This window comes from Bacillus sp. HU-1818 (assembly GCF_022695965.1).
GTDB classification, from domain to species: Bacteria; Bacillota; Bacilli; order Bacillales; family Bacillaceae; genus Bacillus; species Bacillus atrophaeus.
Window position 1 is genome coordinate 1,015,646 of record NZ_JAAPBE010000002.1, and the last position, 18,388, is coordinate 1,034,033.

At 41.8% G+C, this 18,388-nt stretch carries 17 protein-coding genes, 1 tRNA gene and 2 riboswitches; of the genes, 12 read left to right on the plus strand and 6 right to left on the minus strand.

The window, feature by feature from the left end; genetic code table 11:
* Positions 1–71: 71 nt before the first annotated feature.
* The 5 genes from GXP75_RS10425 to GXP75_RS10445 all read left to right on the plus strand — a co-directional run bounded on the left by GXP75_RS10425 (position 72) and on the right by GXP75_RS10445 (position 4,735).
* Complete coding sequence (locus GXP75_RS10425) at positions 72–902, plus strand: undecaprenyl-diphosphate phosphatase (protein WP_242556768.1); 831 nt, start codon at positions 72–74, stop codon at positions 900–902.
* Positions 903–1,197: 295 nt separating this feature from the next.
* Positions 1,198–1,270: transfer RNA gene (locus tag GXP75_RS10430), tRNA-Ala, on the plus strand.
* A gap of 321 nt (positions 1,271–1,591) precedes the next feature.
* Positions 1,592–3,175 carry an MFS transporter gene (locus GXP75_RS10435; protein ID WP_242556736.1) on the plus strand — a complete coding sequence of 528 codons (1,584 nt, stop codon included), beginning with the start codon at positions 1,592–1,594 and terminating at the stop codon, positions 3,173–3,175.
* 333 nt (positions 3,176–3,508) lie between these two features.
* Entirely contained in the window at positions 3,509–4,354 is an 846-nt protein-coding gene (locus GXP75_RS10440) for a glucosaminidase domain-containing protein (protein WP_242556737.1), read from the plus strand.
* Positions 4,355–4,474: 120 nt separating this feature from the next.
* Positions 4,475–4,735: a YiaA/YiaB family inner membrane protein gene (locus GXP75_RS10445; protein ID WP_010789278.1), complete on the plus strand. Its 261-nt coding sequence runs from the start codon at positions 4,475–4,477 to the stop codon at positions 4,733–4,735.
* Positions 4,736–4,769: 34 nt separating this feature from the next.
* On the opposite strand, the gene GXP75_RS10450 is transcribed toward GXP75_RS10445, so the two are convergent.
* The 4 genes from GXP75_RS10450 to cudC all read right to left on the minus strand — a co-directional run bounded on the left by GXP75_RS10450 (position 4,770) and on the right by cudC (position 8,451).
* A complete protein-coding gene (locus GXP75_RS10450; protein ID WP_242556738.1) occupies positions 4,770–6,107 on the minus strand; it encodes a TrkH family potassium uptake protein in 1,338 nt (445 codons plus the stop codon).
* 6 nt (positions 6,108–6,113) lie between these two features.
* Complete coding sequence (gene ktrA / locus GXP75_RS10455) at positions 6,114–6,782, minus strand: potassium uptake protein KtrA (RefSeq protein WP_061570498.1); 669 nt, start codon at positions 6,780–6,782, stop codon at positions 6,114–6,116.
* 80 nt (positions 6,783–6,862) lie between these two features.
* A riboswitch (cyclic di-AMP (ydaO/yuaA leader) is annotated at positions 6,863–7,012 on the minus strand.
* Between the two features lie 130 nt (positions 7,013–7,142).
* The gene (bslA, locus tag GXP75_RS10460) at positions 7,143–7,682 is read right to left on the minus strand and encodes a biofilm surface layer hydrophobin BslA (RefSeq protein WP_242556739.1); all 540 of its coding nucleotides are present in this window, start codon (positions 7,680–7,682) and stop codon (positions 7,143–7,145) included.
* A 211-nt stretch (positions 7,683–7,893) separates the two neighbouring features.
* Entirely contained in the window at positions 7,894–8,451 is a 558-nt protein-coding gene (gene cudC, locus GXP75_RS10465) for a transcriptional regulator GbsR (RefSeq protein ID WP_061570496.1), read from the minus strand.
* Positions 8,452–8,653: 202 nt separating this feature from the next.
* On the opposite strand from cudC, the gene betB reads away from it, so the two are divergent.
* The 3 genes from betB to GXP75_RS10480 all read left to right on the plus strand — a co-directional run bounded on the left by betB (position 8,654) and on the right by GXP75_RS10480 (position 12,028).
* Positions 8,654–10,126 carry a betaine-aldehyde dehydrogenase gene (gene betB / locus GXP75_RS10470; RefSeq protein WP_242556740.1) on the plus strand — a complete coding sequence of 491 codons (1,473 nt, stop codon included), beginning with the start codon at positions 8,654–8,656 and terminating at the stop codon, positions 10,124–10,126.
* Positions 10,127–10,143: 17 nt separating this feature from the next.
* Positions 10,144–11,352, plus strand: coding sequence for a choline dehydrogenase (gene gbsB / locus GXP75_RS10475; RefSeq protein ID WP_010789274.1), 1,209 nt, complete (start codon positions 10,144–10,146; stop codon positions 11,350–11,352).
* 94 nt (positions 11,353–11,446) lie between these two features.
* Positions 11,447–12,028 carry an MOSC domain-containing protein gene (locus GXP75_RS10480; protein WP_242556741.1) on the plus strand — a complete coding sequence of 194 codons (582 nt, stop codon included), beginning with the start codon at positions 11,447–11,449 and terminating at the stop codon, positions 12,026–12,028.
* 21 nt (positions 12,029–12,049) lie between these two features.
* Here the strand turns inward: GXP75_RS10480 and GXP75_RS10485 are convergent, their stop codons facing one another.
* Positions 12,050–12,529, minus strand: coding sequence for a DinB family protein (locus tag GXP75_RS10485; protein WP_242556742.1), 480 nt, complete (start codon positions 12,527–12,529; stop codon positions 12,050–12,052).
* A 223-nt stretch (positions 12,530–12,752) separates the two neighbouring features.
* Here GXP75_RS10485 and GXP75_RS10490 point away from each other — a divergent pair, with 223 nt between their 5' ends.
* The 4 genes from GXP75_RS10490 (at position 12,753) to GXP75_RS10505 (ending at position 16,868) form a co-directional block, all read left to right on the plus strand.
* The gene (locus tag GXP75_RS10490; RefSeq protein WP_061570492.1) at positions 12,753–13,280 is read left to right on the plus strand and encodes an NfeD family membrane protein; all 528 of its coding nucleotides are present in this window, start codon (positions 12,753–12,755) and stop codon (positions 13,278–13,280) included.
* Positions 13,281–13,298: 18 nt separating this feature from the next.
* A complete protein-coding gene (gene floT, locus GXP75_RS10495) occupies positions 13,299–14,849 on the plus strand; it encodes a flotillin lipid rafts scaffold protein FloT (RefSeq protein WP_003327223.1) in 1,551 nt (516 codons plus the stop codon).
* A gap of 176 nt (positions 14,850–15,025) precedes the next feature.
* On the plus strand, positions 15,026–16,213 hold the full coding sequence (locus GXP75_RS10500) for a processed acidic surface protein (protein WP_242556743.1): 1,188 nt from the start codon (positions 15,026–15,028) through the stop codon (positions 16,211–16,213).
* Positions 16,214–16,277: 64 nt separating this feature from the next.
* Positions 16,278–16,868, plus strand: coding sequence for a class D sortase (locus GXP75_RS10505; RefSeq protein WP_061570489.1), 591 nt, complete (start codon positions 16,278–16,280; stop codon positions 16,866–16,868).
* Between the two features lie 36 nt (positions 16,869–16,904).
* Here GXP75_RS10505 and thiT read toward each other — a convergent pair whose 3' ends face one another.
* Positions 16,905–17,483, minus strand: a complete 579-nt coding sequence (gene thiT, locus GXP75_RS10510; protein WP_106045445.1) for an energy-coupled thiamine transporter ThiT — start codon at positions 17,481–17,483, stop codon at positions 16,905–16,907.
* Between the two features lie 98 nt (positions 17,484–17,581).
* Positions 17,582–17,683, minus strand: a riboswitch (TPP riboswitch).
* Between the last annotated feature and the right edge of the window lie 705 nt (positions 17,684–18,388).

Below are 18,388 nucleotides of genomic sequence, written 5' to 3' on the forward strand. Positions count from 1 at the left end.
AAGACGGGCTTTCCATTAATGGAAAGCTTCAGTTTTGCCAAAAATAAATGTCTGATGAAGGGAAGAAAATCATGACTCTATGGGAGATTTTTGTAGCAGCTGTTTTAGGGATAGTAGAGGGGTTAACAGAGTACGCGCCGGTTTCTTCTACGGGACATATGATCATAGTTGATGACATTTGGCTCAAATCTAAGAGCCTCATGACACCTGAAGCGGCAAACACATTTAAAGTGGTCATTCAGCTCGGTTCAATTCTGGCCGTAGCCATTGTTTTTAAAGACCGTATTCTGAATTTGCTGGGAATGAAAAAAAACATCACAAGCGATCAAACGAAAGGGCACAAACTGAGCATTGCCCAAATTGCAGTAGGTCTTGTGCCTGCCACAATCCTCGGCTTTTTGTTCGAAGATTACATTGATCAATATTTGTTTTCCGTCAAAACCGTAGCCTTCGGTTTAATCGCCGGTGCTGTATTGATGCTTGCGGCCGACTTTATGAACAAAAGAAATGAAACAACGGAAACGGTGGACCGAATCACATATAAACAAGCGATCGGAGCCGGATTATTTCAATGTCTCGCATTATGGCCGGGCTTTTCCCGTTCAGGCTCAACAATCGCCGGGGGTGTCATGCTCGGTTTAAATCACCGAGCCGCCGCCGACTTCACTTTCATTATGGCGATTCCGATCATGATGGGCGCAAGCACTTTAACGCTTGTGAAAAACTGGGACAGCTTAAACGCGGATCTTCTGCCGTTTTTCTCCGTCGGCTTTATCAGTGCGTTCATCGTGGCTCTGTTCGTCGTCCGCTTTTTCTTACGGCTCATTAACAAAATCAAGCTCGTTCCATTCGCGATCTACAGAATCATTCTCGGCATTGTGTTGTTGATGATCTTTTTCTGAAATAAAAATAAGACCTCTGAGCAGGTCTTATTTTTTTATTTAGAAATCAATAATTTAAGAATGGTGCAGCAATAATAATATCTTCCTTATCATAAATCTAATTCCATAAAACAACACTTCAAATAAATCAGCATAATCAAACCACTCGCTTCTTTTTTTCTTACTTCTCTTTTCCATAACAGTCACCTCGTCTGTTATACGTACGAAAATCAAATAAAAAAGTTCCTCTAAAAAGAAAAAAACAACTTGTGTTTCCAAAAAAAATCTTCTATAATAAAACATGACGTTACAACACGGGGCCATAGCTCAGCTGGGAGAGCGCTACGCTGGCAGCGTAGAGGTCAGGGGTTCGAGCCCCCTTGGCTCCATAAATATGATTGTCTGGCAAAAGCTTTTGAAGCTTTTGTTTTTTTGTGCTGAAACCCAGTGCCGTTGACAAATCCCAAGCAGTTTGAAATAATAACTGAGTTTAATGCTCATTTTTTCACATATTATAATAAAATAATAAATGATAAAATCCTTCGTCATAGATGCACCTATGGAGCAGGGATTAATGTAAAGCTAATGGCCTATTTCATCTATTAGCTTCTTTTGCTTTGATAAAAATGATACGCACAAGGACAGTCAATCGTCAGGCCCGTCCGCATTTTCTTCTATTTAATCAGGACATTATAGAAAGGAATGGCAACATGAAGACGAAACATTACTGGGTGATTTCTTTACTTGCTGTCTTAGCTGTCGGACCGGGGTTAATGTCCAACACGGCATTGACGGGAGTTCAAAGTCTTGTTCAAAAGACTGTGGTGACGGGGAGCTTTGCTTCACTAAATCCCATAATTATCGGAAATATGGCCTTTGCTTTATTTGTACCGATGGGGCCCTTGCTGAGAAAAAGATTCGGCGCCCGGCCGATATATATGGCATCATTGTCTGTTTTTATAGTAGGGGCGCTTCTATTTGCATTATCCAATGATATCCTATGGCTGGCAACAGGCCGTTTTTTACAAGGAGCTGCCACTGGCATCATGCTGATGATTATGATTCCTATGCTTGTTTTGTCATTTCCGCTGGATCGTCGGAACTACGCATTATTAGTTCTCATCGGCGGATTTTATGGTTCGGTTATTACCGGAACAATATTAGGATCAATAGCCTTAAACTACGGCCATTGGAGATGGCTGTTTTATACCTTTGGCATTCTCTCTTTAATAGGAATAATCGTAAGCTATTTCTTTCTGCAGGATGAACAACATGCCAGCACAGAAAAGGAGAAGTCATCATTTGACATCACTGGAGCCGTTTTAACCGGATGTCTTTCTGTCACCGCAGCCTATACATTCATTCATCTGCCCAAGTGGGGCTTTTCATCAGGCTATGTATGGGCAGGTATTGGCGGAAGCATTTTTATTCTCCTGATCTTATTGATAGTAGAGTATAAAGTGAAAAATCCTTTTATCTCAATTAAAATGATGCTGATTCCAAAGCCTGTATTGGGATTATTCATTATAGCTGCGGGGACTATTGCCATTGCAGTAAGTCTCTCGGCGTTTCAGGGCCTGCTTCATGAGATGTATGATATTTCACGAGAACACCTGATTCTTTTGAATATGAGCCTTTTGATCGGAGTGGCCATTGCTGCTGTGATAAGCGCTCTCTTTTTTGATAAAGTCGGACCGGGGATGCTCGGAATTATAGGTTCTCTCACTCTCGTTTTTGTTAATTTTCAATGGATTCATATAGAATCTCATATGTCTTTATATATGTTTGCCGCCATTTTTATCATGTTGGCAGCGGGAACCGGACTGACAGTTGCCGCGGGTTTGATGGGAGCTGCTTTAGGCGGCCCTCTTCCGGATCTTGTAAAGAGAATGACAGCTGTTCAATTTTTGAGGCTCTTTGTATATATGGGAGTGCCAATATTGATAGGCTATTTTACGAAAAAGGATTCTGCCGGCAGGCTCCTGACATCGAATAAAGGTATGGATCAAGAAGGAACCCAATCATTGCATGAAGCGCTGATCGCCACCTATCACGATCTTTTTCTTGTGTCCTTTATTTTAAGTTTGCTTTTAGTATGCTTATCGTTCTTTATGAATGCTACAGGCATGGGTCATAAGTTAGCTCACAAACCCCATGATAAACGTGAGAAACACGCAAATCAGGTATTTCAGCAAGTTGCCGAATTCACTCATCATAAAGTGATTCATGATAAGGAATATCGGGATGCGCTTAAAAATTTCAACAAGCCGGGTTTGACAAAAAGCGATACATGAGATATTTTTAGTAACTATATATGCTAAGGCAGAACCCTTTCTCATAACGAGGAAGGGTTTTTTATTTTCATAATAAACTAGGTTATTGTAACTATTCTCCTCCGGTTTCCGTCAGACTACTAGTACTCTAACTGGAGACAGAACGATAACGATTCTAATATAACTGTTCATTTTCATACGACCGCTTGAAATGCGTATGCAGCAATGCATGAAAAAGTTTGGCGTATCAGCAACTTTTTCCCTAAGGAATTGAAAAATATTAGAAGTGCAAGTAAAATTCTTAAATGTATCGTTCTTTTACACTCTTCATCTTTTAATTAAAGGAAGGTTCTTATGTCCCGCAAAAAATCAAAACTTAAACTCTTTATATCTGTATTTTTCGTTGCAGCGATTGCTCTTGGGTTGTTTGTTCTTGTGACAACTTTATCAAAACCTATTGAAACAGCCAAAGAACCTGAAGAAATTGATGAGAAGCAGGTATTTATTGACAGTCTTTCAGGTCATGCGCAAATTTTATATGAAAAATATCACGTGCTTCCCAGCATCACAATCGCTCAGGCCATTTTGGAATCAAACTGGGGAAACAGCGAACTTGCCTCTGAGGCCAATAATCTGTTTGGGATTAAAGGGGATTATAAAGGAAAGCACGTCACCATGGAAACGGACGAATTTGAAAAAGGGGAAAGAAAAACGATTCGTGCAAAATTCCGGAAATACCGCACATTCTTTCAATCAATGAATGATCACGCCAAATTATTTGTCCGAGGCACGTCATGGAACAAAAAGAAATATCAGCCTGTACTAGAGGCCAAAGATTATAAAAAAGCGGCCGTTGCCCTCCAAAAATCCGGTTATGCGACAGACCCTGATTATGCAGACAAAATCAGCAGCATAGTCGAGAATTACGGTTTGGATGAATTCGATCAAGTAAACCCTTCTATCAAATCAGTAGATTTAAACGGCTCAGTTAAAGATAATGCGTTTGAAGATGTTTGGTCGAAGCCTTCTAAAGATGCAAAATCTATCAAACTATCTTCCGTACAGGATTTTGTCGGGGAGAATATTAAGGTAGTCTCTAAAAAGCAAAAAGGCCAATCAGTCTGGTACCAATTCCAAATCAATGATAAATTAGTCGGCTGGGTTGATGATTCAGCTATTCAATTGAGTGAGGAAACGTAAGCGCCGATCGGTTGCGATAAACATATAATCAATATTTTAAATTTTAGTTCCAATGGAGGAAATATACGGTATAATAATTCACAGCAGTTTGTATATTCATACACCAGGGGAGGAATAAAGATGCAAAAATATAGAAGAAGAAATACGCCTGCCTTTACGATATTGGCCTATTTCACTTTTTTTGCGGGAGTCTTTTTATTTTGTATCGGGCTCTATAATGCAGATAACCTTGAACTGAACGAAAAAGGGTACTACATTGCTGTGATGATTCTTGTAGCGGTTGGCGCAATCCTCACTCAAAAGGTAACAAGAGACAATGCTGAAGATAACGACATCATTGCCGAGCAGGAAAAAAAACAAAACCACTCACATGCAGAATGAAAAAGCTGGCGCCGACGCGCCAGCTTTTTTGCTGTTATCCTGTAAATACTTCACCGTCAGGATAGCGGATATTTGACTTTTCAGTTTTGGCGAATGAAAAAACCAATGTCAAAGGGCCGATTCTTCCAATAAACATTATGACAATGATGATACATTTTCCGGCTGTTGACAATTCTGGGGTCAGCCCCATAGACAATCCGACTGTACCAAAAGCTGAAAAGGTCTCAAAAACGATCTGAAGAAATGGAGCATGTTCTGTGATAGTGAGGGCAAAAATGCCTATAAACACTATAAATAAACTGATGACGCTGACAGCTAAGGATTTAATGATCACGGCGTGTTTAACGGTACGGCGGAAAATAACGGTATCTTTATTTCCTTTTAAAAACGCGATAACAGACATCATGATAACGATAAAGGTAGTCAGTTTTATTCCGCTCGCTGTAGAACCGCTGCCGGCACCGATAAACATCAGAAGCAAAATGAACACAAGAGTGCACTCTCTCATGCTGCCGAAATCAACAGAGTTAAATCCGGCAGTTCGAGGGGTCACAGCTTGAAAATACGAGGCCCATAGCTTATCAGTAAAATGCATAGAGCCGAGAGTGCCTGGATTGCTGTATTCAAGAGTCAGAATCACAAGCATTGCAAGTACGTTTAATAAAAGGGTGCCTGAAAGCATCAGTTTAGTATGAAGCGAAAATGCCTTAAACCGGCGATATGTCCATATATCATACAAAACCGTAAACCCGATTCCTCCTGTAATAAATAAGAAGGTAATGATAATATTGACCGCAGGATCACTTGCAAAACCCATTAAATTATCCGGCCATAAAGAAAACCCGGCGTTGTTAAAAGCGGATACTGCGTGAAATAAACTGGTAAAAAGACCGTATCCCCATCCGTACTCAGGTACAAAACGAAAAGACAAAAGGAAAAACGCTGTCAATTCAATGCTGATTGAAAACATAAACAGTACTTTTACGAGACGTATCACTCCGCCGATTGTTGGTTGATTCAACGCTTCTTGAACGAGCATTCTTTCTTTCAGGCCGATTTTTTTCCCTAACATAATGACGATGAGCACGGCGAATGTCATAAAACCAAGGCCGCCGATCTGGATCAGAGCCATGATGACAATCTGGCCAAATACAGTAAATTCAGTCCCGGTATCAACAACAGCCAGCCCTGTAACTGTAGTCGCCGAAGCAGACGTAAAAAGAGCATCAATCCACGTTAAAGGCCCATTTGACGCGATTGGCAGCTTTAGCATCAATGAGCCTATCATAATTGTAAGGAAAAAACCTATCGCTAGCACTTGCGGCGGGGAAAAACGAACCCATTTGATCACAGTTTCCTTTTGAAACGTCACCTTCGTCTACATCCCTTCGATTTCAAAACGTTTAATATCTCTTTTATGGCCCATCAGCACAAGACAGTCTCGTTCATGGATGACCGCTTCCGGCGCTGGAGAAACGTTAATCTCACCATTATGCTTAATAGCCAGAATAGTGCAGCCGTATTTTGCTCTCACATTCAAATCAAGTATAGATTTAAAATGCAGTTTTTTCGTAGCGAGCAATTCGACGATACTGTACTCCTCAGATAAATCAATGTAGTCGAGAACATTTTCGTCAGAAAGGCTTTGCGCGATTCTAATTCCCATGTCTTTTTCGGGATGGATGATCCGATCGGCGCCTATTTTTTCAAGCACTTTATGATGATAATAATTTTGAGCCTTTACCCAGATATTCGGTATGTTCATCTCTTTTAATAATAACGTTGTCAGAGTGCTTGCTTGGATATTTGCTCCGATCGCGACAATGACATATTCGAAATTGCGGATCCCCAATGAATTCATCTCATTTTCTTCCGTCGCATTTGCAACAACCGAATGAGTTGCAAAGGAGGAGTGCGCGTTTACTTTATCTTCATTTATATCTACTGCCAGTACTTCATGGCCCATTCTGTGCAGCTCTTTACAGATGCTTCCCCCAAAACGGCCGAGACCGATTACAGCAAATTGTTTATTTTTTATTCTCCCCAATTTTCATGACTCCTTATAAACATAATGATCTATCGTAAAAAGATAAAAAAAGACCATTACAAAAAATGGCCGCAAAATAGACCTCCTCTCTGTATACGCCTGCGAGGTTAGCTGTCGGATTAGGAGTTCAGAGTACCCCTTCTTACAACGTAAGATTCACCCCAAGATCGCTTTTTTGAAACGATCGAAAATGGTTCCCCCGTTCATGTGTGATTAAGCGGTAAAAGAGACTGTATTGATGGATCACTCAAGAATGTACTCCTGTTTCAAGTGTTTGTCAATAAAATTTATAAGACGGGAAAAATACAAAAAAAAGGACCGATACAAGCAAGCTGTGCTTGTGCCGGTCCTTTGAAAAGATTAGTTGCAATTACAAGGCTTTGTAGGCGGTGTGCTGCGCTTTTCTACAACAATGCTATCTTCCGCATAAAACTTCGAGCCGATGCTCAAAGATTTATTTTCTGCACGGAAAGTATATGTACCGGCAGCAGGAAGTGTTTTATTGTTTAACTTCAATTTAAATTCTGCAGCGCCTAGTAAATCAAGGTTTAATGGAAGTCTTACTGTTTTTCCGTTATTAAGAATCTGTCTTTCGCGCAACGCATGCCCGTTGACAGTATCCTTTGTTGTCGCTGTAAATCCGCTCGGTAATGTAAACTCCATCACACCTAAACTAAGAATCGTGTTTGGACGGTAAGTCAATTCAATATCAGAAAACGACCATTCTTGTTTGCTTGTGCCAGTGATTTTTGCAAATAAGGATGCAGTTGCTGTGGTATGCATAGTAGGCTCATTTGCAGCTGACTTAGATTCAGCCGCAAAAGAAGTAGCAGGAGCGGCCATCAGTAATACAAGGCCTAATAAACTTGTGATCAAAGAAGCGAATAGCTTACGTTTCATGTTAGTTAAATCCCCCTAAAAAGTAGTTGTAATTGTAAAGCATGGTCCCCCCTTATTTTCACCTCCTTCGAGGAATGTCGACCAATTTTTACCTATTAAAATTATCATCAATTGTTTTGGAAGTAAATGGGTTGTTATTCCTATATTTTCAAGAGGATTGTCATGCAAAAGAAACACAAAACGACAAAATGAAAGAAAAAAACGCCCGTTTTCACTCAGGCGTTTTTCCTTCGGTTTCTATAGGGATAAACTTGAAAATCTCACCGCTCTGAACGGATTCTGCAAGCCGCTTCAGCCAATCATAATATGCTTTAGAGCTTTCCAGCTGTTCATATAAATGCCTGGCTTCATTTCTAGATTCCTCATGAAGTTCTTCTTTCTCCAGCACTGTTTGTAAGTCAGCCTGGGCATCCTCAATCGCTTTCAGATTAACCTGAACCTCCCGCTCCCATTTAGGAGGGAAAAAATTCGTGAAAAACTTAAAGAAATCCTTTTCCGCCACAAATGTATGCTTTCTGATTCCGCGGTGAAAGGTTTTTTTCACAACATTTAAATCTTGTAGCTTCTTGACCCCGGTGCTCATGCTAGGCTTGCTCATTTGCAATTCCTCGCGCATTTCATCAAGCGTCATCTCATCCCGCATATACATTGTTCCATATAATATCCCGACACTGCGGGTGATTCCGTAGAGATCCATCGTTTCAGCAATTGAATCTATCACAAGATCTCTTGCTTGTTCTATAGCTGCGAATTCTGGATTTTCATCCATACTGTCCCTCTTTTCCTTTAGAAGATTAAATTTGTTAAGTCATTTCTTTATGTTCTTTATCTTAACGAAACACAGAGAAAAGTCAAAACAAAAAATAAAACAAGCAGGGCTTTGACAGCATAAAAACCATATGTTACATTTAAATTGTTAAAAACATTAAATTTTTATTTAACAAACTTACTTTTCGGTAAGGAGGGTTTATATGAGTCAAACATTATATATTGACGGTGAATGGATCAGCGCAGAAAAAAAGCAGATCCGAAGCATTATCAATCCATTTAATCAAGAAGAAATTGCAACAGTATGCGAAGGGGAACGGGAGGATGCTGTAAAAGCAATCGCAGCCGCCCGAAGAGCCTTTGATGAAGGAGAATGGTCAAACCTTCCGGGACTGGAACGCGGCAAGCTTGTTCTGAAAATTGCGGAATTAATCAGACGAGATCTGGACGAATTGGCAGAACTTGAATCGCTCGATACCGGAAAAACATTAGAGGAAAGCAAAGCGGATATGGACGATATCGCAAATGTTTTCCAATATTACGCCGGCCTTGCGGATAAAGACGGAGGAGAAGTTATTGCATCTCCGATTCCCGATTCAGAAAGCAGAGTCGTCAGAGAACCGATCGGCGTCTGCGGACAGATTACCCCTTGGAATTATCCGCTCTTGCAAGCAAGCTGGAAAATCGCTCCGGCATTGGCTGCTGGAAACACGATCGTCCTCAAGCCGAGTGAAATCACGCCGCTGACGACAATCAAAGTATTCAAGCTGATGGAGGAAGCCGGAATTCCAAAAGGTGTCGCAAACCTAGTATTAGGACCTGGCGCAACGGTAGGTGACGAGCTTGCCAGAAACATAGATGTTGATTTGGTTTCATTTACAGGCGGCATCGAAACAGGCAAAAAAATCATGCAGGCCGCAAGCGGAAACGTCAAAAAAATTGCGCTTGAGCTGGGCGGTAAAAATCCGAATATCGTCTTCAAAGATGCTGATTTGGAAACAGCTGTTGATCAGGCGCTGAACGCTGTTTTCTTCCATGCCGGCCAAGTCTGCTCCGCAGGATCAAGATTGCTTGTGGATGAAGCCATTCATGATCAGTTTTTAGAAGAGATTGTAAAACGGACGAAGCGCATTAAACTCGGAAATGGCTTCCATGAGGACACAGAAAGCGGACCGCTTATTTCTGCGGAACATAGAGCTAAGGTTGAAAAATATGTGGAAATCGGGATCGAAGAAGGTGCAAAGCTGGAAACAGGCGGCAAACGCCCTGAAGACCCAGCGCTTCAAAATGGCTTTTTCTATGAACCTACGATTTTCTCAAACTGTAAATCTGGCATGAGAATTGTTCAGGAAGAAGTGTTCGGCCCTGTTTTAACAGTTGAAACCTTCAGTTCAGAAGAAGAGGTTATCGCACTTGCGAACGATACCATTTATGGTTTGGCCGGAGCAGTTTGGTCAAAGGATATTGAAAAATGTGAACGTGTAGCCGCTCGCTTGAGAATGGGTACAGTTTGGATCAACGACTTCCACCCATACTTTGCACAAGCGCCTTGGGGCGGTTATAAGCAATCCGGATTTGGACGAGAGCTTGGTAAAATCGGGCTTGAAGAATATACAGAAGTCAAACACATATACCGCAATACAAAACCAGCTGCAGTTAATTGGTTTCATTCATAAGAAGGAGGAGATTATAAATGACTTTAAATATGAAAGTAGAAAGCATGCATAAATTCCATACATTCGAAATTCCAACGGTGATCAAGCACGGAATCGGCGCGGTGAAACACGTAGGGGAAGAAGTGGGCGCACTAGGCGTCTCAAAAGCGCTGCTTGTGACTGACCCTGGAATTTACAAAGCGGGAGTCGCGGATCCGGTTATTGAATCATTAAAGGAAGCGGGCATAGAAGTCGTCCTTTTCAATAAAGTAGAACCAAACCCTCCTGTTCGGCTTGTTAATGAAGGATCAACTATTTATAAAAAAGAAAACTGCAATGGTTTGGTCGCTGTCGGAGGCGGAAGCTCTATGGATACAGCAAAAGCCATCGGAGTAGAAGCGACACACGAAGGAAGCGTGCTTGATTATGAAGCGGCAGACGGAAAAAAACCGCTAGAAAACCGTATTCCTCCGCTTACAACGATTCCGACAACAGCGGGAACAGGTTCAGAGGTAACGCAATGGGCTGTTATTACAGATGAAGAGCGCGAATTCAAGTTTAATACAGGCGGACCGCTGATCGCGGCTCACTTAACAGTAATTGATCCTGAGCTTCATGTTTCTATGCCTCCTCATGTAACGGCAATGACGGGAATCGATGCGCTTGCTCACGCAATTGAGTGCTATACAATGAAATTTGCCCAGCCGATTACGGATGCCGTGGCGCTGATGGCGATTGAATACGGGGCGCACTATATCAGAAGAGCCTTTGCCGACGGAGAAGACCTCGAAGCAAGATACGGAATGGCACAGGCTGCAATGCTTGCCGGTCTTTCATACGGAAGCGAATCAGCAGGTGCGGCACATGCGATGAGCCAAACACTTGGCGGCATTATTCCTGTTGCTCACGGCCAATGTGTCGCAGCAATGATGGGACCTGTAATGGAATTCAATTGGAAAGGGTACCCTGAGAAATTTGCCCGTATCGCAAAAGCATTCGGCATTGATACAAGCAATATGTCTACAGAAGAAGCGGCGAAAGCATCTGTAAACTGGATGTATGATCTTGTAGAAGATTTAGAGGTTCCGACTTTAGAAGAGCAAGGCGTATCACCTGATATGATCGAGCGCTTATCTAAAGAAGCGATGAAAGACCCTCAAACATTCGGCAACCCGAGAGATTTAAATGAAAAAACGTACAACTGGATTTATAAACGCTGCTTTAACCTTACGCCTAAAACAGTATAATGAAACGCCCCGCTCCTTTACAGAGCGGGGTTTTTTTATGATAAGATAATTGAAATAGTTGGAATTCAATAATAGAAAAAGGATGTGCCGGCATATGTGGAAGCGTCTTGCTGCTGCAACAGAAGGGCTTTATATTGCGGATACAAAGAATTTTGTTACAAAACATATGGATGAATTGCATTTTGATTATGGCGGCATACCCGGTGATTTGCATTTCGGACTTACAAAACGGGCCGGTGCGCGAGAGCCGATGTATAAAAGAGGGACTGAAATTTTCAATCGCAGACAAATTTCAATTGTCTCTGCTGAAGAATGTGCAGAGATCGCCGGGAAAATGGGCGTGCCTGAAATTTTTCCGGAGTGGCTCGGTGCGAATGTGGAGATCAGAGGCCTGCCTGAACTGACTTCTTTACATGAAGGTAGCAGACTGATTTTTCCAAGCGGAGCCGCGTTATTGTGTGAGGGGGAAAACCACCCATGTATACAGCCGGGAGAGGTGATTCAATCTTATTATCCGGACAAGCCTAAGCTAGCCTCGGCATTTGTGCGTCACGCGATGGGCAGGAGGGGAATCGTTTGCGTCGTCGAGCGCCCTGGTGCCGTTTTTGCGGGAGATTCTATTGAAGTCCACTCTTACAATCCGATAAAGATAAAGCCAAAAGCAGAAAGGGTCTGAATCATCAGACCCTTTTTTTCATTATATCTTCTCTTTAATCTCTTTTATTTGGCTGAGATGCCGTTTTTCATGATGGCCGATAAAATCAATGAACTGTTTGATTGTCAGCTCCTGAAAAACGGGATGAGGCAGCACTCTATTGAAGTCGTCCTCTTTTAATGAGGCGATGATAGACGTCAGCTGTTCTCTCACGACATCAAGCTCCTGTTTCATTTGGCTGCCTGACATGTAGCTTTGATCCGGTTCGAAATGGCTCGGAGCCTTGCGTTTGTTCGTTCTGTCCTCTGCCATTCCAACCGGTTTTTCCTCAATTTCTTTTAATGGTGCATCCTTCAGCCGATCTTTAAAGGCGGTCTGTGCAGCTGCATCAATTAGCTTTAAATGATCAAGGACTTCACGTATACTCCATTCGTCCGCAGACGGTTTTTTGTTCAGCTGATCATCAGTAAGACCTTTAATTTCATTCCATGTTTCCAATCTGGCTTCATAAAAGATACTCATGACATCTCCTCCTGCAAAAAGCTTATCATAAACCGCCTCTATAATCATTTTTAAACTTCGCTAAGCGGCTTATCTATATAAATATGAAACTTTTTACCGCTAAAGCCGTATTAAAAGATAGCCCCAAAAGCAATCAATCCGTCAGCATCACTCAAGACTCTGTCCCCGCAAAGTAAAGATTGAAGTAACGATAACTTACCCAAGATAAGAAAGGATGAGGTAATTGGAACTCGGTTTTCCGATTCAAACGATTTATCTTTATACACTCATCATAGCCGGAAGCCTGACGCTGCTATTTGTATTTTTCAGTGATATGTTTGAAGGGCTGCTGGAGGCTGTTCCAATTTCTTTTCTTAATCCGGCTTTAGTGCTCGCGTTTTTCACTTTTTTTGCGGCATCAGGCTATATAGGAGAAACAGCCGTACCGCTTTCCAGCCCGATGATCGCACTTTTTTCTTTCATACTTTCAGTGCTGTTAGTCAGTTTGCTGCATATATTTGTACTTGTTCCGCTGTCATCTGCGGAAGAATCGCTGACCTACAGAGAAGGAGATTTAAAGGGAAGAGTCGGAAAAGTGATTACAGCTGTACCGGTTGATGGCTATGGAGAAGTATTGATTGAAGGAATCGGCGGCGCCATCTCAAAATCTGCAATCAGCTTTGACAACGAACAGATCGGTTACGGGACAGTCGTATTGATTGTCGATGTAAACAAAGGGGTTCTCTCCGTCACACCTCATGAACCATTATAAAACAAGGGGGAATAAAGAATGACCATGCCTATTTTAATTGTAATCGGAGTTGTATTCTTTTTACTTATCGCACTCATTGCCGTTTTTATTACAAAATATCGAACGGCCGGGCCTGATGAAGCATTAATCGTGACAGGAAGCTATCTCGGCAATAAAAACGTACATGTGGATGAAGGCGGAAACCGTCTGAAAATCGTCAGGGGCGGAGGAACCTTTGTCCTTCCGGTTTTCCAGCAGGCAGAACCGTTAAGCTTGCTATCGAGCAAACTCGATGTATCAACACCTGAAGTATATACCGAACAAGGCGTGCCAGTTATGGCCGACGGAACAGCGATTATTAAAATCGGCGGTTCAATCGGAGAAATCGCCACAGCAGCCGAACAATTTTTAGGAAAATCAAAAGAAGACCGTGAACAGGAAGCGAGAGAAGTATTGGAAGGGCATCTGCGTTCCATACTCGGGTCTATGACAGTAGAAGAAATTTATAAAAACAGAGAGAAATTTTCTCAAGAAGTGCAGCGTGTTGCGTCCCAGGATCTCGCTAAAATGGGGCTTATCATTGTATCGTTTACGATCAAAGACGTCCGCGATAAAAACGGCTATCTGGAATCCTTAGGGAAGCCGAGAATCGCTCAGGTAAAGCGTGATGCTGATATCGCAACCGCAGAGGCAGATAAGGAAACAAGAATAAAACGCGCAGAAGCTGCGAAAGATGCGAAAAAATCAGAGCTTGAACGTGCGACGGAAATAGCCGAAGCCGAAAAATTGAACCAGCTCAAAATGGCTGAATACCGCAGGGACCAAGATACTGCGAAAGCAAACGCCGACCAGGCATACGATTTGGAAACGGCCAGAGCCCGACAGCAAGTAACTGAGCAGGAAATGCAGGTCAAAATCATCGAGCGGCAAAAGCAAATTGAATTAGAAGAAAAAGAAATTCTGCGCCGCGAACGCCAATATGACTCCGAAGTGAAGAAAAAGGCAGATGCCGACCGTTACTCAGTTGAACAATCCGCAGCCGCTGAAAAAGCGAAACAGCTGGCAGAAGCAGACGCCAAGCAATACAGTATCGAAGCGATGGCAAAGGCTGAAGCTGAAAAGGTGCGAATTGACGGGCTTGCGAAAGCCGAAGCTGAAAAAGCAAAAGGGGAAACAGAGGCAGAGGTTATCCGCTTAAAAGGTCTCGCAGAAGCGGAAGCGAAAGAAAAAATTGCGGAAGCCTTTGAAAAATACGGCCAGGCAGCGATCCTCGACATGATTGTCAAAATGCTTCCTGAATACGCAAAACAAGTGTCAGCTCCGCTTTCTAATATTGATAAAATCACTGTCGTTGACACCGGAGGTAACGGTGAGGGCAGCGGCGCCAACAAAGTAACGGGCTATGCGACCAATTTGATGTCCAGCCTTCAAGAAAGCTTAAAAGCATCTTCAGGAATAGACGTTAAGGAAATCATTGAGAATTTTTCGGGAAAAGGAAATATCAAACAAAGTATTCATGAGCTAACCAATGAACTGAAAGAACCAAAACAGCCTATTAGGGAAACTTCAATAGAAGAAAAGACAGAGTAAGAAAGGTGCGGCACTGCTCCGAATAATAGAATAACCTTGAAATAAAGAAACAGCAGGCAAAAAAAGACTTGCTGTTTCTTTATTTTCTCTAATCATATATTTTACGGAATAATGCCTATTATTTTTAAGAAATTCCAGTATAATCTATTTGTATAGTAAAAAAGGGGGTCATATACATGACTAAAAAATTAATGTGCGTTATTATCTGCCTGCTGATCATCGCCCCGGCGATGCAAGTATCAGCGGCACCAAAGCAAGAAGAGCTTCAAAGCTATCTAAAAGAAATAGGAATGACAAAAACAGAATTGCAAACCTATTTAAAAGAAAATTATGATGAAGATTTGAATGACTTTACCTCCGCCGCTGAATTGCGGGAGTATCTTGGAGACAGGCTGACGGATAAAACGCTCGCCGCTTACTTAAAAGAATACGGCATGAGCAAGAAAGAAGCGGAGCAGCAGCTGTTTGTGTTCGGTTTTCTTCAAAAAAGCCAAGCCATTCAGGATGTGTATGTATTTGCCGATGACTTTGTCAGCGCACTTGATTACATAACAAGCTACACACCGCTGACTGACGAAAATTTTGCAGCCCTGCTGAAAAAATACGGACTGACTAAAAGTGAATACGCAAAGATGTTCCCTGGTGATGAAGACATCAGGTTATATACAGATTCAATAGAGGATGCAGAAGAGTATCTATCCGCAGCATTAGAAGAGAAGCAGGCGGAAGAACAATTTATGAAACTGTTCAGCCAAATCGGCATCGACCAAAATGAATTGGAGAATCTCTATCAGCATATGTCCGCTTTGGAGAAAAAAGATCCTCAGTTTTCGGACAAGCTATTAGCTTTATCAGACCGCCTGCTTGATTTGCCAAGTTTTACGAGCATCAGTGAACTATCTGCAGGCGAAATTGCGGAACTGCTCGATGTGATGAACGATTTTCAAAACACTTTTCAAGTGAAAACGAAATTTTACCTCATTAATGGGAACAGCAAAAAAGAACTTACAGCCCGGAGCCTGTTGTCTGTCAACCCGGCCCAAGGGTCCAAGCTTTTGGTTGAACTATATGACTGGAACGGAAAATTCCTGCTTGACGCTATTTTTACAGCGGACATGGTAGACTCTGAAACAGCACATCAAACCGGGAGCGATATCCGAAAAGCAGAACAGATTGTAAAAGAGAGTAAAACGTCAACAAAGCCTAAAAAAACCAGCGCCGCACAGGTGGAAAAAACGGTAAAAGGCGCCAAGCTCCCTAAAACAGCAGGCCATTATGCGGAATGGTCTATGTTTGGGCTTTTATTGCTGGCCGGCGGACTGCTTATGATAAGAAAACTTCGTAAAACAGCATCATTGAAGTAAAAGAAATGAGTGACTGCACATTAAACGTTTTAAACAATCTAACAAACGAAAAACAGTCTTTATTTTGTCCATATGCCTAATAGCCGGAGGTCTATATATTACTTCCACAAATGCATGGAAGCTATTACAAGGTTACGCGCTGTTTCAATTCGGCCAGTTCAAAGAGCAAAAGCAAACAGCAAATGAAAAAAATGCTTCAGGCGCCGCTAAGGCGGCAGAACCAAAAACAAAAGCTGAAGAAATTAACGCAACCTTTCAAACGGGAGAAAAAATCGGCGATTTGGTCATACCGAAGATAGGCGCCGAATTGCCGATTTACCATGGAACCGATGAGGACGAGCTTGAAAAAGGAGTTGGACATTATGCAGGTTCCGTCTTGCCGGGTGAAAATGATAATTCGGTCCTTGCCGGCCACCGTGATACTGTATTCAGAAAGTTGGGGGAAGTTGGAGAAGGGGATAAGTTAATCGTAAAAGCATCCTACGGCACATTCACTTATAAAGTTAAAAAGGTGCGAATTGTAGATTCAGACGATCGGACAATCATTGTGCCTAAGCCGCGTGCCACGCTCACATTATCGACTTGTTATCCCTTTGACTTTATCGGCTCTGCTCCGGAAAGATATGTACTGGTTGCGAATCTAGAGGAAACATAAAAAACCAGCGGATTGATTCCGCTGGTTTTTGCGATGTTAAGCCTTCTCTGTCTGTAAAAGACGCGGAGCTGTAATAAATAATAAACAGAGCACAACAGCGCATATTATGAAAGAAGGCACCATATAGGTTGCATTATAACTTAAAGAATAAATCCATACCGGAGTGCCTTTGGGGGCAAAACTGCCAAAAAACACCGCGCCGGAAATGACATGGGCGGCATAGCGTAAAAAACTTCCCATAAAAACAGCGATAATGACAGAAGTAATCAATTTCCCTTTTTCTTTTGAAACAGCGGCTTTATAAACAACAGAAGCAAATAATCCGCTAATTCCTATGACAGCGAAAGCGACAAGATAGTCGAGCAGAAGCTGAACAGGATGCTGGGCGAACAGATTACCGATAGCAATCTGCACAAGGCCGGTCAGAAGTCCGGAAGTAAGGCCAGCTTTTACTCCCCACCTGAACGAAATCAAAAAGATGGGTATCATCATAATGGAGATCGATCCTCCTTGAGGCATCCGCAGAAACATCCCGGAAATAATGTCTAATATGACTGCAGCCCCTGTCATGATTGCAATTTCAATAAGGCGTACCAGTTGTTTTGATTGATTCATAAAAATTCCCCTTCCATTAGACAATCCATAAGGACAAACAAAAAAGCAGTGCGGGGAAGGATGGGAAAGTTCCACGCACTGCTTTACGTTCTGCAATTCATTTGGCTTTGCCACATCCCTACGCCAGCGTTAACTAACAGGTTCAAAGGGTCAGAACGAAACCGTTCACTCTCAGCTTTAATGCTCCCCTTGCGGTCATCAAGTATTTAGTTCATTTCTACTATACAAGAAAGTAAAAGAAACAACAAGATAACATGTAAGTGATTAAAACAGCAGCATATATAGTTCGGTCCTTTGAAACATAAGCTTATAACGGTCTCTCTCAAAATCTAAATTTAGTTTACTCTTCATATAGAAGAAAATATTCAAAGGGGGAGTTGTAAGGTGAATTCAAATGGGTCCAAAAGAGATGACACACTGTAAAGAGGTGTGCCAGTTTTTACGCACTTAACACTAATACATTTCCCTGAAGTATGCGGTGTTCAATTAGTATTCAAATCAAACAGTCCCTGAGATTAAAAGAGTTTAGAGGAATAAATAGAATTGCCTTATTTATGTTTCTGATTTTATTCTAGATTTTTTTAAAAAAACTATTGCAATAAATGTTTCAGAATGATATATTATTATTCGTCGCTGATAAACAACAGTGACACAACAACAAGCTTCAAAAAAACTTCAAAAAAGTTATTGACATAAATGAAGCTGGATGTTATAGTAATAAAGCTGCTTCAAACGAAGCGGACAAGATGATCTTTGAAAACTAAACAAGACAAAACGTACCTGTTAATTCAAAGTTTTAACATAAAAATCGCACAGCGATGTGCGTAGTCAGTCAAACTGAGGCCTGCGCGATGCAGGTCACGCAGATGTTGCCACAGGATGTGGCGAACTTAATCTGCGATCCA

What these genes read in the sequence shown, in the direction of transcription:
- GXP75_RS10425 (WP_242556768.1), top strand. Translation starts at nt 72, where the DNA reads ATGACTCTATGGGAGATTTTTGTAGCAGCTGTTTTAGGGATAGTAGAG.
- GXP75_RS10435 (WP_242556736.1), top strand. Translation starts at nt 1,592, where the DNA reads ATGAAGACGAAACATTACTGGGTGATTTCTTTACTTGCTGTCTTAGCT.
- GXP75_RS10440 (WP_242556737.1), top strand. Translation starts at nt 3,509, where the DNA reads ATGTCCCGCAAAAAATCAAAACTTAAACTCTTTATATCTGTATTTTTC.
- GXP75_RS10445 (WP_010789278.1), top strand. Translation starts at nt 4,475, where the DNA reads ATGCAAAAATATAGAAGAAGAAATACGCCTGCCTTTACGATATTGGCC.
- bslA (WP_242556739.1), bottom strand. Translation starts at nt 7,682, where the DNA reads ATGAAACGTAAGCTATTCGCTTCTTTGATCACAAGTTTATTAGGCCTT.
- cudC (WP_061570496.1), bottom strand. Translation starts at nt 8,451, where the DNA reads ATGGATGAAAATCCAGAATTCGCAGCTATAGAACAAGCAAGAGATCTT.
- betB (WP_242556740.1), top strand. Translation starts at nt 8,654, where the DNA reads ATGAGTCAAACATTATATATTGACGGTGAATGGATCAGCGCAGAAAAA.
- gbsB (WP_010789274.1), top strand. Translation starts at nt 10,144, where the DNA reads ATGACTTTAAATATGAAAGTAGAAAGCATGCATAAATTCCATACATTC.
- GXP75_RS10480 (WP_242556741.1), top strand. Translation starts at nt 11,447, where the DNA reads ATGTGGAAGCGTCTTGCTGCTGCAACAGAAGGGCTTTATATTGCGGAT.
- GXP75_RS10485 (WP_242556742.1), bottom strand. Translation starts at nt 12,529, where the DNA reads ATGAGTATCTTTTATGAAGCCAGATTGGAAACATGGAATGAAATTAAA.
- floT (WP_003327223.1), top strand. Translation starts at nt 13,299, where the DNA reads ATGACCATGCCTATTTTAATTGTAATCGGAGTTGTATTCTTTTTACTT.
- GXP75_RS10500 (WP_242556743.1), top strand. Translation starts at nt 15,026, where the DNA reads ATGACTAAAAAATTAATGTGCGTTATTATCTGCCTGCTGATCATCGCC.
- thiT (WP_106045445.1), bottom strand. Translation starts at nt 17,483, where the DNA reads ATGAATCAATCAAAACAACTGGTACGCCTTATTGAAATTGCAATCATG.